This is a genomic window from Rosenbergiella epipactidis, assembly GCF_018494055.1.
Taxonomy (GTDB): domain Bacteria; phylum Pseudomonadota; class Gammaproteobacteria; order Enterobacterales; family Enterobacteriaceae; genus Rosenbergiella; species Rosenbergiella epipactidis.
This window is the reverse complement of record NZ_JABBFQ010000009.1, coordinates 143,720-157,710: the sequence shown is the minus strand read 5'-3', so window position 1 is coordinate 157,710 and position 13,991 is coordinate 143,720. Positions and strand designations below refer to the sequence as shown.

Sequence of the window (13,991 nt, the reverse complement as noted above, 5' to 3'; positions counted from 1 at the left end):
GTTTTACCGTGGTCAACGTGACCGATGGTGCCCACGTTTACGTGTGGTTTATTACGTTGAAATTGCTCTTTAGCCATGGCTATATTCCTTACTGTTATGCCCTCATTCTCGATGAGGGCATGGGATCAAATTTAAACCGTAGTTTTATTTGCTACGTGCTTCAATAACAGCCTGCGCAACGTTGTTCGGCGCATCGTCATACTTCAAGAACTCCATGGAGTAAGAAGCACGACCTTTAGTCAGAGAACGCAACTGAGTCGCATACCCAAACATTTCGGACAATGGTACTTCGGCATGAATCTCAACGCCAGTTGCGTTTGATTCTTGACCTTTCAACATACCACGACGTCTGCTCAGGTCACCGATAACATCACCAGTGTGCTCTTCAGGAGTCTCAACTTCAACTTTCATGATTGGCTCAAGCAGAACTGGGTTCGCTTGTTTAAAGCCTTGTTTGAAAGCTAATGATGCAGCCAGTTTAAACGCTAGTTCTGATGAGTCAACATCATGGTAAGAACCGAAGTGCAGACGAACACCTAAGTCAACTACCGGGTAACCCGCTAATGGACCAGATTTCAGCTGCTCTTGCAGACCTTTATCAACCGCAGGGATGTATTCTGTTGGAATTACACCACCTTTGATATCGTTGATGAACTCGTAACCTTTAGGGTTAGAGCCTGGCTCAAGTGGGTACATATCGATCACAACGTGACCATATTGTCCACGACCACCAGACTGCTTAGCATGTTTACCTTCGACATCGGTAATTTTGCTACGAATTGCTTCACGGTAAGCAACCTGTGGTTTACCCACGTTCGCTTCAACGTTGAACTCACGCTTCATACGGTCAACGATGATATCTAAGTGAAGTTCACCCATACCAGCAATGATTGTCTGGTTAGATTCTTCATCAGTCCATACGCGGAATGATGGATCTTCTTTCGCCAGACGGCCCAGAGCTAGACCCATTTTTTCTTGGTCAGCTTTGGTTTTTGGTTCAACCGCGATTGAGATTACTGGCTCTGGGAATTCCATACGCTCTAAAATAATTGGCGCGTTAGGATCACACAGGGTGTCACCAGTAATAACGTCTTTCAGACCGATTGCTGCAGCGATGTCACCAGCACGAACTTCGCTGATTTCTTCACGCTTGTTAGCGTGCATCTGAACGATACGGCCTAAACGCTCACGTTGTGATTTCACTGAGTTCAGTACGGTGTCACCAGAGTTAACGATACCTGAGTAAACACGGAAGAACGTCAAGTTACCCACAAACGGGTCGTTCGCAATTTTAAATGCTAATGCTGCGAATGGCTCGCTATCGTCTGAACGACGTTCAGCTGGAGTATCTTTACCATCGTCTAACATTCCTTTAATTGCAGGAACTTCAGTTGGTGATGGCAGATATTCGATAACGGCATCAAGCATCGCTTGAACACCTTTGTTCTTAAATGCAGAACCACAGGTAACCAAGATGATTTCGTTGTTCAGAACACGTTGACGCAGAGCATTTTTGATTTCTGCTTCAGTCAGTTCTTCACCACCCAGGTATTTTTCCATCAGCTCTTCAGAAGCTTCTGCTGCAGACTCGATCAGGTTTTGACGCCATTCTTCTGCTAGCTCTTGCATCTCTGCTGGGATTTCTTCGTAATCGAAGGTAGTACCTTGGTCAGCATCGTTCCAGTTGATCGCCTTCATTTTCACCAGGTCAACAACACCGGTGAAACCTTCCTCTGCACCAATTGCTAATTGCAATGGAACAGGGTTAGCACCTAAACGTGCTTTGATTTGGCTGACAACTTTCAGGAAGTTCGCACCCATACGGTCCATTTTGTTAACGAACGCGATACGTGGAACTTTATACTTATTAGCCTGACGCCATACGGTTTCAGACTGTGGCTGAACACCACCAACTGCACAGTAAACCATTACTGCACCGTCAAGAACACGCATCGAACGCTCTACTTCGATAGTAAAGTCAACGTGTCCCGGGGTATCAATGATGTTGATACGGTGTGGTTCAAATTGTTTAGCCATACCAGACCAGAATGCAGTCGTCGCAGCTGAGGTGATAGTAATACCACGCTCCTGCTCCTGTGCCATCCAGTCCATTGTCGCTGCACCATCGTGTACTTCACCGATTTTATGACTTACACCGGTATAGAACAGGATACGCTCGGTAGTAGTAGTTTTACCGGCATCGATGTGTGCACTGATACCGATATTACGGTAACGTGAAATGGGTGTTTTACGAGCCATTTGATTCCTCTGAATTCTAGGACGTTCTATTTAAGTTAACCACAGCGGGTTAGCTTTTAGAGCGCCCGCTGGGTTAACAACTACACCGAAGGGATTACCAACGGTAGTGAGCGAACGCCTTGTTGGCTTCTGCCATACGGTGAACGTCTTCACGTTTCTTCACTGCAGTACCTTTGTTCTCTGCAGCATCAGAAAGTTCGTTCGCCAGGCGAAGAGCCATAGATTTATCACCGCGTTTACGAGCAGCTTCAACGATCCAACGCATTGCCAGAGCATTACGACGAACCGGACGTACTTCAACTGGAACCTGATAAGTTGAACCACCAACACGGCGTGATTTAACTTCGACTGTCGGACGAACGTTGTCTAAAGCAACTTCGAACGCTTCCAGTTCAGATTTACCAGAGCGCTGAGCCAGGGTCTCAAGCGCGTTATATACGATAGATTCTGCAGTAGATTTTTTACCGTCTACCATCAGAATGTTTACAAATTTTGCCAGTAGTTCTGATCCGAACTTAGGATCCGGCAGAATTTTACGTTGACCAATTACACGACGACGTGGCATGGAATATCTCCGTTGATAATTCAGGATTGTCCAAAACTCTACGAGTTTATTTTGACATTTATGTTAAAACGTTTGGCCTTACTTAACGGAGAACCATTAAGCCTTTGGCTTCTTCACACCGTACTTAGAACGAGCCTGTTTACGGTCTTTAACACCGGAACAGTCAAGTGCGCCGCGAACGGTATGGTAACGCACACCTGGTAAGTCTTTAACACGACCACCACGGATCAGGATCACGGAGTGCTCCTGCAGGTTATGACCTTCACCACCAATGTAGGAGGTAACTTCAAAACCGTTGGTTAAACGAACACGACAAACTTTACGTAATGCTGAGTTCGGTTTTTTTGGAGTAGTAGTATATACACGAGTACATACACCACGTTTTTGCGGGCAAGCTTCCAGCGCAGGTACGTTGCTTTTTGCAACTTTACGTACGCGTGGTTTGCGAACCAGCTGGTTAACTGTTGCCATTAAATAGCTCCTGGTTTTGCTTTTGCTTCGTAAACACGTATTAAATCTACCTCATATTTCTATGAGGACGCAGAATTTTAGGGCTGAGTATAGAGGGTGTCAAGAAATAACCAACATATCGTCTCACCAAGTGATCTGTTTCGAATGCTTTACAGTCAACTCAACGAACTGTTGATAGCTGATTAACTGACATTTCGGCCCCAATAATGCTGTAATTCCGCGGGCTTGGGCATCTTCCTCAAGCACGTAAAGTCCCGACTGCTTTTTTGCTATCAGCTTAGAAAAATAGTGGCTATTAGCCACCCCGGCATACACTGCATCTTGTAAGAGTAAAATATCGTCTGTCTGAGCAATAAATGTCTCGAGATAGTCTATATCGAGCGTTACTGGAGAGGACATGATGAGATGAAGCATATGCCGCCCTAAAAATTAATAGTTTTGTCGTAATGACTGAGTTGTTGGTGAAGTTCACCCATTGATAAGCTCGTTACGGCTATGGCGCCCATATCTTGTTCATTGATACCCCGCATCCTCATGGATTGCTGGCAAACATAAACGTTCTCAATATCGTAAAGTTCAAGCAGCTTAAAAGTGGTAATGTAGTCTCGCTGATAGATTATATTGGGCTGTTGGCCGCCAACAAGTTGAAAAATCCCATCACCGATAAAAAAGACCCCAATTTTTTCACTCAGCGCTGCCGTTGCAAGCAACGCATCAAGTCCTTCTCTACCCGTACTTGAACCATGGGGAGCCGTCTTAAAAATAAAAGCTATCGAGTTCATTAAAATTGTATTACTCGTTCACAGGTCAGCAAGGATGTAGCAAGTTCCCCTAGCCCTGAAAAATTAAATTGCGGGTGAAAGTTATACTGACCGGCTTGCGTATGGTCTTGGTCAACGACCCCACGCCGTAAAGCGGCTGATACACAGATATTCAGTGGAATATTTTCATCACGGCTTAACTTTACCCATTCTTTAATCAAGTCATGCTCGTCACTAGCAGGGGATGTGAGCTTATTTGCGTTACTTACTGCCTCTTGGTAGAAAAAAATCGACGTTATACTGTGTTTCGCTTTCAATAATGCTTTAGCGAACATCCAAGCGCTCGTGGCATTTTGTGTGCCATACGCTGGGCCAGTGATGACCAATGCGTAACGCATTATTCATCTCCTTCGGGAAAGTCTTCATGCTTGAATTGACGGATATAAAGATAAACAGTGTGTTTGGAAATATTCAAACGATCTGCCACCTGATTGATAGCATCTTTGATATCAAATATTCCCTTAGCATATAAATTCAACACTACTTGCCTATTCTTAATATTATTGGCCACCGAACGGTCATTACTGACCTCTTCAATCGTATGCTCCAATGTTTGCAAAACGAGATCGTCAACTGAACTGGCGAAATGAACGTTATTGTCATGCTGGGTTTCCGATGGGCAAAAGGTCGCGAGCACCTGAGAAAATGGCACATCTAAGTTCATATTTATGCACAGAAGGCCGATAACACGTTGCGAACTATTCTTGATCGCAATCGTCGTCGATTTCATCAATGCGCCACTTTTTGAGCGGGTAAAGCTAGTTCGAGACGGTGGGCCTTCTCTCCCGTCCAATTCATGTAGCGTCTGTAAGGCAAGATTGGTGATGGGTGAGCCGACTTGGCGTCCCGTTAATTCACCATTGGCAATACAGACTGCAAAACTCTCAAGGTTATCCAAAGTATGCAGAACGACCTCGCAATGATTACCCAGCATCAGGGCTAAACCCTCTACCATCGACTCATAGGACCGCACTATTTCATAGTCGAGAGCGTTAAATGCGTATTTAGGGCTCATTATGTTCCTTGAGCCATCTGTTGTTCTTAGTGGTTTTGACATAGCTTACATCATCCTAATATGACAAAGGATAATTCCCAATCGCTCAATATCGGAAAGATAAAGATATAGAAGTAAAATTGTTATGGGTTTTAAGACTATTGTTTACGCCAATCAAGAAGTGATGGCAAGGGGTAAACACCACTGCAGTGTGCAGTGGTGTTGATAATGCGAGAGAGCTTTACTTTTTAGCTGCTGAGCTGGCGTCAGCCGCTGGCGCTTGTGGCGCTGAGTCGCCTTTCGCGGCAGGTTTGATGTCTAATAACTCAACGTCAAACACTAGTGTTGAATTCGGTGGGATACCTGGTACGCCATTCTGGCCATATGCGAGTGCCGGTGGAATCACTAGCTGGATTTTACCACCCTTTTTAATGTGTTTTAACCCTTCGGTCCAGCCGGGGATAACACCATCAAGGCGGAAAGAGAGTGGCTCATGACGATCGTAGGAGCTGTCGAACTGCGTTCCGTCGGTCAGCGTCCCTTTATAGTTAACAACGACGGTATCGCTATCAGTAGGCGCTGCGCCTGTACCCGGCTTATCGACCTTATAAAGTAAGCCTGAAGAAGTTTTCTTCACGCCCTTTTCTTTAGCAAATTTTGCAGCAAAAGCGTTACCTTTATCGGTGTTCTCTTTAGCATCTTTTTCCATTTTCGCTTGTGCGGCAGCTTTTACATTGCCTTCAAACGCTTTAAGTGTTTGCTCTACTTCGCTATCTGAAAGCTTGCTTTTCCCTGCAAACGCATCCTGCACACCTGCGATCAATTGCTTATTATCCAGCTTGATACCTAATTTCTCTTGTTCCTTAAGAGAGTTCTCCATGTAACGACCTAATGAGGCACCGAGGGCGTAAGCCGATTGTTGGCTCTGATCTTTAAATGCAGAGTTTAATGCAACTTGTCCTGATGGCTGAGCAGCGGTTTCCGCAGCCATAGTTAGAGGGGCGTTAAGGCCAACCGCTAAAGTTGCAGCCAACAGTGAGACTTTAAACAATGATTTCATCCATATCTCCTAACCAAAGCCAGGTACTTTGGCGCTTTAAAAGTGTAGAGACTACACAATGACTTTTTAATGGCTAACATCAGTACCATTACGAGTTAAACGGCCCCTCTACGACAATACGCTCATCATAAAGTTTCGAGGTTAACTCATCATATTGGGGCAGAATATTGTTTTTCAAGTGTGAATAAAATATCGCGAATTTCACAGGATTTCTTCGAGGGGTGAGCGGTATACTGTCAATAATGATCGTCAATACAACGATGGAGACTGAATTATGAATGTTGAGGAGTTAACTCAACGACTGGACAACCTTGAAACAAAAGTCGCTTATCAGGAACACACTCTTGAAGAGTTAAATCAAACACTGATTAGTCACGAACTTGAAATGGCAAAAATGCGGGAACATCTACGCTTGCTGATCAGTAAATTGCAGACCGTTTCGCCTTCTATGGTGGCCTCTCAATCTGAAGAGACTCCCCCACCACATTATTAATAAAAAAGGCTGCATTTCGCAGCCTTTTTTACTTAGTGATGACAGCCGCAGCCGCCAGTGCCACAACCTTCTTCGTCCTGGCCGTGATCATGGTCGTGATGATGACCATCAGCACCATGTACGTGACCATGTGCTAATTCTTCTTCGGTCGCTTCACGAATTGCCACAACTTCAACATTGAAGCTTAGGTTTTGACCCGCCAGCATATGGTTACCGTCAACCACGACGTGGTCGTCGCCAACTTCAGTGATTTCTACGGGTACTGGCCCCTGATCGGTTTCGGCTAAGAAACGCATACCTGGTTGCAGCTCATCAACGCCTACAAATACATCTTTAGGAACGCGTTGAACTAAATTCTCGTCATATTGACCATAAGCGTCGTTAGCAGGCACATTGATATCGAACTTATCACCAGCTTCGCGGTTATCTAGCGCGTTTTCTAAGCCAGAAATTAAAGAGCCGTGGCCATGTAAGTAGTCCAGCGGTGCTGTAACGGGTGCTTCATCAACCAGCACACCATCTTCAGTACGTACTTGATAAGCAATGCTAACTACCAAGTCTTTTGCAATTTTCATGATAACTCCTAACCGTTGAGCGCTGTGTTCCCGTCTCATTGGTCTATTTTTGCCTGCAATAATACCAACCAGAAAGGTCCTGACTATGTTGAAAAACTATATCAGTTCTTCCGTAAACAATTATAGTGGGAATGATTGACGCGAAATTCAATGCTTCAACTGGAATTTAGCGAAAAAAACTTATTCAGGCGTATAGACACCGATAATTTGCTCATCTTTTCGTACCGCTGATTGCACTTGTTTATCTGCCTCGCGCATTTGGTCACCACATTTAACACATTCAACGACTTCCACGCCTGATTCTTTCCACAGCGCTAAAGTATCTTTTGCTTGGCAGTGCCGACAGACTGCACCGGCAATAAAACGTTTACGCATGCTATACCCTTAATAGTGAAGGAGAGAATGCGCATTAATCTGCGGCATCCCAGCGTCCCAATGTTTGTTTATCCTGTTGCATTTCCCTACGAAAAACATCTTCAAGTTCTCGGCGAGCTTCCTTCACTCGAGAGATATGCCCGGTTTCATCGTGGTGTGGCATTAAGTCTTTCAGCATTTGTTCATCAAGCTGAGTAAAATATTGCTGAGCGCGTTCCGCTTGGTAAGGGTGGATGCCAAGTGATACTAAAGCTTTACCCGCTAATTGGACCGCACTTAAAAAGGTTTCACGTGTGATGTCTGTAATGCCCGCTTGCAACAGCTCATGCGCCTCTACCCGGCCTCTTGCCCGTGCAAGAATGTTCAAATGAGGAAAATGTTGCTGGCATAGCGCGACGGTTGACATGGTATCGGAAGGATCATCACAGGTTACAATGATTGATTGCGCTCGCTCTGCTCCTGCTGCACGTAACAACTCGAGATCGTTCGAATCTCCGTAATACACTTTATAGCCATAACTACGCGTCAAACTTACAACACTGATATCTTTCTCCAACACAGTCACGCGCATGTTATTGGCCATCAGTAAGCGTCCTACCACCTGTCCAAAGCGACCGAAACCGACCAAAATAACTTGGGGCTCATCGTCTTCAACATAATGCTTTTCCGCATTTTCATCATCTTGATTATTAAAACGACGTACTAAAATAAGATCAATCAGCTTCATTAATAAAGGGGTTGTAATCATCGATAGCGTCACAATCACCAGCAGTAATGACAGTTGCTCTTGATGGAACAGTCCCGCACTGGACGCTGCAGAGAACAGGACAAAGGCAAACTCGCCCCCCTGGCTCAGGACGCCCGAAAACTGTAAACGTTCCGAGCTTCTCATTCCGTATAGGCGCGCCAGTATATAGAGCACCAATGCTTTAATTGCGACGAGGGTAACGACCGCAACCAATACCTCCACGATATGGGTAAATAATACGCCAATATTTAGCGCCATACCGACAGAGATAAAAAATAGCCCGAGCAGTAATGCTTTGAAGGGATCAATCGCGACTTCTAACTCGTGACGATATTCACTTTCTGCTAACAAGATGCCGGCAATAAAGGTTCCTAACGCCATCGATAAGCCTAGCGCATCCATAAATAGCGCAGAGCCGATAACCAACAATAATGCTGAAGCAGTAAAAATCTCTTTCACACCCGAGGCGGCGATGTAGCGGAAAATAGGCCGTAATAAGAAGCGCCCACCTACCAACATTCCGGCGAAGGCAAGGACCTTCATCCCAATTTTCATCCAATCCGTAGGATGCCCTGAATCGTTGCCTGCTAACAAGGGTACGAGCGCTAAGGCAGGTATCACAGCTAAATCTTGAAAAAGTAACACCGAAAAACCGAGTTGTCCGGCTTCACTTCGGTTCATGCCTTTTTCCTGCATCAATTGCAGAGCCATGGCCGTTGAGGACATCGCCAGACCGATGCCGCCAATAACCGCGGCTTGCCAAGAAAATTGGGTAGCCCATAGCAGCCCGGCGAGTAACACGCTCGAGAAAATAACTTGTCCGGCACCCACACCAAAAATGGAACGCCTTAACTGCCACAGCTTTCCAGGGTTAAGCTCGAGCCCGATGATAAACATCAGAAACACTACCCCTAACTCGGAGAAGTGGAGAATTTCCTCAACATCGCTGATAAACCCTGCGCCCCAAGGACCAATAGCGATCCCGGCTAATAGATACCCGAGAACCGCCCCAATTCCCAGTCTTGCGGCGATCGGCACCGCAACCACCGCCGCCGCTAAGTAAATAACGCCCGCGGTTAATAAATCAGATCCGCCCATCCATGATCTCCTCTGGTAAAGGCTGGGTCAGCCAGTCTGAATACGCTGCAGCAAGAGACTTCAAGACATCTAACGGCTGCCGTCTTGCATGATAGATAACCATTGGCGACATCCACTGCATATGGCAAGTCTGTGCGACCAATTCAAACGGGCGCATAATCTCGCCGAGAGGATAACGATTCAAGCCCTGCGATTGGTACGCGCTTTCCGGTTCGCCGGTGGTGACAACACAGCGTAAGGTTTTGCCTTCTAAGGCCGACTCTCCCATTCCTGAAGCGAATCCACGAGATAGCACTCGATCCAGCCATTCCTTAAGTAGCGAGGGGCAACTGTAAGTATAAAGGGGATATTGAAACACAATAATATCGTGCTCCCGTAACAATTGTTGTTCACGATAGATATCGATAAAAAAATTGGGATACGTTGCATAAAGGTCATGCACCGTAACATGCTCAACTCGGCGAGCGGCTTTAAGTAGCTTACTGTTTACCACTGATTCCTGTGCCTCAGGGTGCGCATAAAGCAAAAGTATTTTAGGTGAAGATGACATTGTCGTCCTCCAAGTTATCGTCTTAGTCATGGTTTTCCGTTACCATGCTGCGATACAAAGATGTGTGGTGAGCGATTTTAGTTATGCCACTAATTTACCATATTCCATAAATTACGGCGCTTATGATTGTCTTCTCTTCCTTACAATTACGACGCGGCACTCGCGTACTCCTAGACAATGCCTCAGCAATCATTAATCCGGGCCAAAAAGTTGGCTTAGTCGGTAAGAATGGCTGCGGGAAATCGACCCTATTGTCGTTACTCAAACAAGAGATCAGCGCAGAAAGCGGTAGCGTTAATTTCCCAGCCAATTGGTCCTTAGCCTGGGTGAATCAAGAAACCCCGGCACTCGCGACGTCGGCAATTGATTATGTGATTGATGGCGATAGAGAATTCAGAGAGTTAGAGACTCAACTTTCAGCGGCTAACCAAGCCAACGAGGGCAATCAGATTGCGCTTCTTCACGGTAAATTAGACGCAATCCAAGCGTGGAGCATTAATGCGCGAGCGGCTAGCCTGCTCTATGGGTTAGGCTTTTCCCACACTCAACTTCAATCGCCAGTGAAAGAGTTCTCCGGAGGATGGCGAATGCGCCTAAACCTGGCGCAGGCGCTAATTTGCCGTTCAGACCTTTTGCTATTGGATGAACCCACCAACCACTTAGATCTTGATGCCGTCATTTGGCTAGAGAAATGGCTGAAAAGTTATACTGGAACCTTAATCCTCATCTCACACGACCGGGACTTCCTCGACCCTACCGTGGGCAAGATCTTGCATATTGAGCAAGAGAAGCTTATGGATTATACCGGCAACTATAGTGATTTTGAGCGGCAGCGCGCAACGAAATTAGCGCAACAACAGTCGCTATACCAAAGCCAGCAGACTAAAGTCGCACATCTTCAGCACTATATTGACCGTTTCCGCGCTAAAGCGACCAAAGCCAAACAAGCACAAAGTCGCCTAAAGATGTTAGAGCGGATGGAAATGATTGCCCCCGCGCATGTCGATAATCCTTTTACCTTCCAGTTCCGTGCGCCTGAATCGCTACCTTCCCCACTATTAACGATGGAAAAAGTGACTGCAGGCTATGACGATAGAGTTATTTTAGATTCAATTAAACTGAATCTGGTTCCCGGCTCACGTATAGGTCTACTCGGTAAAAATGGCGCAGGTAAATCTACCCTAATTAAATTACTCTCTGGTGAGCTTATACCGCGATCGGGAACGGTGACGCTCGCTAAAGGTGTGAAGCTCGGCTATTTCGCTCAACATCAACTTGAATACTTACGAGCAGAAGAGTCACCGTTGCAGCATCTGCAACGCCAAGCCCCGAAAGAGCTAGAACAACATCTGCGCGACTACTTGGGCGGATTTGGCTTTCAAGGCGATCAAGTAAAAGCACCTACCGCGCAGTTTTCAGGCGGAGAAAAAGCGCGTTTGGTATTAGCGCTGATCGTCTGGGAGCGTCCGAACTTACTATTACTCGATGAACCGACTAACCACCTTGATCTCGACATGCGTCAAGCACTGACGGAAGCGTTGATTGACTTCGAGGGCGCCTTAGTCGTGGTATCACACGACCGTCACCTACTCCGTGCAACAACCGATGACCTTTACCTCGTTCACGGCGGTAGTGTCGAGATGTTTGCGGGTGACCTCGACGATTACCAGCAATGGCTTGCCGACCAGCAAAAAGACAGCATCGCTACACAAAAAAGCGATACTTCTCGCGATAACAGCCAAAGCGCGCAAGCGCGTAAGGACCAAAAAAGGCGTGATGCTGAACTGCGCACTAAAACGCAACCCTTACGCAAGCAAATCGAGAAACTCGAAAAACAGATGAGCGAGTGCCAGCGGAAATTAGCGGAAGATGAAGAGAAGTTAGCTGACCCCGTAATTTATGAGGCGGCGCGTAAGAACGAGCTGACCGATACCTTACAGCATCGGACAACAGTTCAGTCACAACTTAATGATATAGAGCTTGCTTGGCTCGAGGCGCAAGAAGAACTTGAAACATTGCTTGCGAGCGAAAGCTAGCTCAGGGTAAGTCCTATTTTTGTATCGTTACAACCAGATAAGGACCACGCTCAGGGCGGTCAATAATCCCATAATAACATTGAACTGCCGCCATGCGCGTGGGCTGTGCAACCACCGACCAATCACGGTGCCAAAGGCTAGCCAAATACATCCCGCAATCAGGTTGACTAAAAACATGGCTAAACTAATGCCAGCAATCGAGGTAATATAGGCCTTACCGCTTAGACTGAAACTGGCAACCGCTCCCAGCGACATCAACCAAGCTTTAGGGTTGACGAGTTGTAGTACCGCACCTTGCCACAAAGGCAATGTCTTTTCTGGATGGTCTTTCACCTCAAGAGATTCATAAGCAGCCGTCGTGATTTTCCAAGCCAACCACAGTAAATAAGCACTTCCTGCGATTTTTAAGAACAGATGTAACGCGGGATAAAGGATAATAAGATTACCGACACCGAAGGCGATGAGTAACAGCATGATTTGCATGCCAAACATAATGCCTAGCATCAATGGTATAGTGCGAACGAAACCAAAATTGGCGCCAGAGGTCGTAAGTAGCATATTATTGGGGCCTGGTGTAATCGCCGCGACCCACAAAAAACCAAATAATGAGAGAAAAAGACTGAGTTCCATAAAGTTACCATTATCCAGATTAACCTTTGAAACTATACAGTGAGTTATGGATCAGACAAGCCCTGAGAACCTGAATAATTATCATAATGACGAGCATAATTTCACCCCTATTCGTTGTTTGAGAAATGCACATATTCAGACTCTATTACCCAGAATCTTACGCCGTATGGTCCGTATCAAACCTGTTTGGCAGCGATTAGAGCTACCCGATGGGGACTTCGTCGATCTCGCGTGGAGCGAAGATCCGATGTTGGCCAAGCATAAACCTCGCGCTGTCATTTTTCACGGTTTAGAGGGCAGTGTAAAAAGTCCTTATGCTCATGGCCTACTCGCCTCTTTTCAGCAGAAAGGATGGTTGGGAGTCGTTATGCACTACCGCGGGTGCAGCGGTGAACCGAATCGATTAAAACAGAGCTACCACTCGGCGGATATTGAGGATGCCAGCTACTTCCTTCGTTGGATGAAAGAGAAGCTAGGTCCAGGCTGGACCTCCGCAACCGGATTTTCTCTCGGGGGTAACATGCTTGCTTGTCTAATGGGGAGCCAAGGTGACGAATGCTTACTCGATGCGGGCGTTATTGTCTCAGCACCTCTAATGCTCGAACCTTGCAGTGTGAAAATTGAAGACGGCTTCTCGCGCTTCTATCAGCATTACTTACTCACGCGCCTGAAAAAGAGCCTCCGCCGCAAGCTGAAAGCGCATCCACATCTCTTCTCTATTGCGCCGGGTGAGCTTAAGAAAATCAAGAAACTCCGCGAATTCGACGATAAGATTACCTCTCGTATTTATCATTTTTCTGACGCGCTAGACTACTATCGACAAGCAAGTGGGATGCCGTGGCTTGCCAGTATAACTAAGCCCCTCTTGATTATTCATGCGGCAGACGATCCCTTTATGACCGACGATGTGATACCTCTACCGGAACAGTTATCGCCGACGATTGACTATCAATTAAGTGAATACGGTGGACATGTCGGTTTCGTTACAGGCAGCCTATTTAAGCCAGTAATGTGGCTTGAACAGCGCATTCCTCAGTGGCTTTCTACACAATTGGATACGACTTCATGATTATTCCTTGGCAAGAGCTGCCGACTGAGACGTTACAAAGCGTCATCGAGTCCTTTGTGCTACAAGAAGGAACCGATTATGGTGAGCAAGAGAAAACCTTATCCGAGAAAGTTGCTGATATTACCCGGCAACTTCAAGCAGGTGATATTGTTATTGTTTGGTCAGAATTACATGAGTCCGTCAGCCTTCGTGCTGCACGAGATACCCGCTAAAGGATAACTGTACGCTCTAGTTGTCGCCCCTAACC

The 13,991-nt window shown here is 46.2% G+C and carries 17 protein-coding genes and 1 pseudogene; 4 read left to right on the top strand and 14 right to left on the bottom strand.

What is annotated here, in order from left to right:
* The 9 genes and pseudogenes from HGT71_RS13765 to fkpA all read right to left on the bottom strand — a co-directional run.
* Window positions 1–77, bottom strand: a pseudogene (locus HGT71_RS13765) (GTP-binding protein); the annotation flags it as partial.
* Between the two features lie 67 nt (window positions 78–144).
* On the bottom strand, window positions 145–2,259 hold the full coding sequence (gene fusA / locus HGT71_RS13760; RefSeq protein ID WP_048912871.1) for an elongation factor G: 2,115 nt from the start codon (window positions 2,257–2,259) through the stop codon (window positions 145–147).
* 94 nt (window positions 2,260–2,353) lie between these two features.
* Entirely contained in the window at window positions 2,354–2,824 is a 471-nt protein-coding gene (gene rpsG / locus HGT71_RS13755) for a 30S ribosomal protein S7 (RefSeq protein WP_048912872.1), read from the bottom strand.
* Between the two features lie 96 nt (window positions 2,825–2,920).
* The gene (gene rpsL, locus HGT71_RS13750) at window positions 2,921–3,295 is read right to left on the bottom strand and encodes a 30S ribosomal protein S12 (RefSeq protein ID WP_003852912.1); all 375 of its coding nucleotides are present in this window, start codon (window positions 3,293–3,295) and stop codon (window positions 2,921–2,923) included.
* Between the two features lie 123 nt (window positions 3,296–3,418).
* The gene (tusB, locus tag HGT71_RS13745) at window positions 3,419–3,709 is read right to left on the bottom strand and encodes a sulfurtransferase complex subunit TusB (RefSeq protein ID WP_214218271.1); all 291 of its coding nucleotides are present in this window, start codon (window positions 3,707–3,709) and stop codon (window positions 3,419–3,421) included.
* Window positions 3,710–3,717: 8 nt separating this feature from the next.
* A complete protein-coding gene (gene tusC, locus HGT71_RS13740; protein ID WP_214218270.1) occupies window positions 3,718–4,077 on the bottom strand; it encodes a sulfurtransferase complex subunit TusC in 360 nt (119 codons plus the stop codon).
* The gene (gene tusD / locus HGT71_RS13735; protein WP_214218269.1) at window positions 4,077–4,454 is read right to left on the bottom strand and encodes a sulfurtransferase complex subunit TusD; all 378 of its coding nucleotides are present in this window, start codon (window positions 4,452–4,454) and stop codon (window positions 4,077–4,079) included. The genes tusC and tusD overlap by 1 nt, the downstream gene beginning before the upstream one ends.
* Window positions 4,454–5,173 (bottom strand): helix-turn-helix transcriptional regulator, encoded by a 720-nt coding sequence (locus HGT71_RS13730; RefSeq protein WP_214218268.1) that lies wholly within the window; start codon window positions 5,171–5,173, stop codon window positions 4,454–4,456. The genes tusD and HGT71_RS13730 overlap by 1 nt, the downstream gene beginning before the upstream one ends.
* Before the next feature lie 178 nt (window positions 5,174–5,351).
* Window positions 5,352–6,170, bottom strand: a complete 819-nt coding sequence (fkpA, locus tag HGT71_RS13725) for an FKBP-type peptidyl-prolyl cis-trans isomerase (RefSeq protein WP_214218267.1) — start codon at window positions 6,168–6,170, stop codon at window positions 5,352–5,354.
* 274 nt (window positions 6,171–6,444) lie between these two features.
* Here fkpA and HGT71_RS13720 point away from each other — a divergent pair, with 274 nt between their 5' ends.
* On the top strand, window positions 6,445–6,663 hold the full coding sequence (locus HGT71_RS13720; RefSeq protein WP_099823292.1) for a SlyX family protein: 219 nt from the start codon (window positions 6,445–6,447) through the stop codon (window positions 6,661–6,663).
* A gap of 32 nt (window positions 6,664–6,695) precedes the next feature.
* Here the strand turns inward: HGT71_RS13720 and slyD are convergent, their stop codons facing one another.
* The 4 genes from slyD to kefG form a co-directional block, all read right to left on the bottom strand.
* Window positions 6,696–7,238, bottom strand: coding sequence for a peptidylprolyl isomerase (slyD, locus tag HGT71_RS13715; protein WP_048912879.1), 543 nt, complete (start codon window positions 7,236–7,238; stop codon window positions 6,696–6,698).
* A 180-nt stretch (window positions 7,239–7,418) separates the two neighbouring features.
* A complete protein-coding gene (locus HGT71_RS13710) occupies window positions 7,419–7,613 on the bottom strand; it encodes a YheV family putative zinc ribbon protein (protein ID WP_214218266.1) in 195 nt (64 codons plus the stop codon).
* 34 nt (window positions 7,614–7,647) lie between these two features.
* On the bottom strand, window positions 7,648–9,459 hold the full coding sequence (kefB, locus tag HGT71_RS13705) for a glutathione-regulated potassium-efflux system protein KefB (protein WP_214218265.1): 1,812 nt from the start codon (window positions 9,457–9,459) through the stop codon (window positions 7,648–7,650).
* Window positions 9,446–10,009, bottom strand: coding sequence for a glutathione-regulated potassium-efflux system ancillary protein KefG (gene kefG / locus HGT71_RS13700; RefSeq protein WP_048912882.1), 564 nt, complete (start codon window positions 10,007–10,009; stop codon window positions 9,446–9,448). Before kefG ends, kefB begins: the two co-directional genes overlap by 14 nt.
* A 122-nt stretch (window positions 10,010–10,131) precedes the next feature.
* On the opposite strand from kefG, the gene HGT71_RS13695 reads away from it, so the two are divergent.
* The gene (locus tag HGT71_RS13695; protein ID WP_214218264.1) at window positions 10,132–12,045 is read left to right on the top strand and encodes an ABC transporter ATP-binding protein; all 1,914 of its coding nucleotides are present in this window, start codon (window positions 10,132–10,134) and stop codon (window positions 12,043–12,045) included.
* 27 nt (window positions 12,046–12,072) lie between these two features.
* On the opposite strand, the gene HGT71_RS13690 is transcribed toward HGT71_RS13695, so the two are convergent.
* Window positions 12,073–12,675, bottom strand: a complete 603-nt coding sequence (locus tag HGT71_RS13690) for a LysE family translocator (RefSeq protein WP_214218263.1) — start codon at window positions 12,673–12,675, stop codon at window positions 12,073–12,075.
* Between the two features lie 46 nt (window positions 12,676–12,721).
* Between HGT71_RS13690 and HGT71_RS13685 the strand changes: the two genes are divergently transcribed.
* Both HGT71_RS13685 and HGT71_RS13680 read left to right on the top strand, forming a co-directional pair.
* Window positions 12,722–13,744, top strand: coding sequence for a hydrolase (locus tag HGT71_RS13685; RefSeq protein WP_214218262.1), 1,023 nt, complete (start codon window positions 12,722–12,724; stop codon window positions 13,742–13,744).
* Window positions 13,741–13,956: a YheU family protein gene (locus tag HGT71_RS13680; RefSeq protein ID WP_214218261.1), complete on the top strand. Its 216-nt coding sequence runs from the start codon at window positions 13,741–13,743 to the stop codon at window positions 13,954–13,956. The genes HGT71_RS13685 and HGT71_RS13680 overlap by 4 nt, the downstream gene beginning before the upstream one ends.
* Window positions 13,957–13,991: the final 35 nt, after the last annotated feature.

Coding starts and splice junctions, on each gene's coding strand:
- tusD (WP_214218269.1), bottom strand. CDS start 4,454: ATGCGTTACGCATTGGTCATCACTGGCCCAGCGTATGGCACACAAAAT.
- HGT71_RS13690 (WP_214218263.1), bottom strand. CDS start 12,675: ATGGAACTCAGTCTTTTTCTCTCATTATTTGGTTTTTTGTGGGTCGCG.
- fkpA (WP_214218267.1), bottom strand. CDS start 6,170: ATGAAATCATTGTTTAAAGTCTCACTGTTGGCTGCAACTTTAGCGGTT.
- HGT71_RS13680 (WP_214218261.1), top strand. CDS start 13,741: ATGATTATTCCTTGGCAAGAGCTGCCGACTGAGACGTTACAAAGCGTC.
- HGT71_RS13685 (WP_214218262.1), top strand. CDS start 12,722: ATGGATCAGACAAGCCCTGAGAACCTGAATAATTATCATAATGACGAG.
- tusB (WP_214218271.1), bottom strand. CDS start 3,709: ATGCTTCATCTCATCATGTCCTCTCCAGTAACGCTCGATATAGACTAT.
- slyD (WP_048912879.1), bottom strand. CDS start 7,238: ATGAAAATTGCAAAAGACTTGGTAGTTAGCATTGCTTATCAAGTACGT.
- rpsL (WP_003852912.1), bottom strand. CDS start 3,295: ATGGCAACAGTTAACCAGCTGGTTCGCAAACCACGCGTACGTAAAGTT.
- kefG (WP_048912882.1), bottom strand. CDS start 10,009: ATGTCATCTTCACCTAAAATACTTTTGCTTTATGCGCACCCTGAGGCA.
- tusC (WP_214218270.1), bottom strand. CDS start 4,077: ATGAACTCGATAGCTTTTATTTTTAAGACGGCTCCCCATGGTTCAAGT.
- HGT71_RS13710 (WP_214218266.1), bottom strand. CDS start 7,613: ATGCGTAAACGTTTTATTGCCGGTGCAGTCTGTCGGCACTGCCAAGCA.
- fusA (WP_048912871.1), bottom strand. CDS start 2,259: ATGGCTCGTAAAACACCCATTTCACGTTACCGTAATATCGGTATCAGT.
- kefB (WP_214218265.1), bottom strand. CDS start 9,459: ATGGGCGGATCTGATTTATTAACCGCGGGCGTTATTTACTTAGCGGCG.
- rpsG (WP_048912872.1), bottom strand. CDS start 2,824: ATGCCACGTCGTCGTGTAATTGGTCAACGTAAAATTCTGCCGGATCCT.
- HGT71_RS13695 (WP_214218264.1), top strand. CDS start 10,132: ATGATTGTCTTCTCTTCCTTACAATTACGACGCGGCACTCGCGTACTC.
- HGT71_RS13730 (WP_214218268.1), bottom strand. CDS start 5,173: ATGTCAAAACCACTAAGAACAACAGATGGCTCAAGGAACATAATGAGC.
- HGT71_RS13720 (WP_099823292.1), top strand. CDS start 6,445: ATGAATGTTGAGGAGTTAACTCAACGACTGGACAACCTTGAAACAAAA.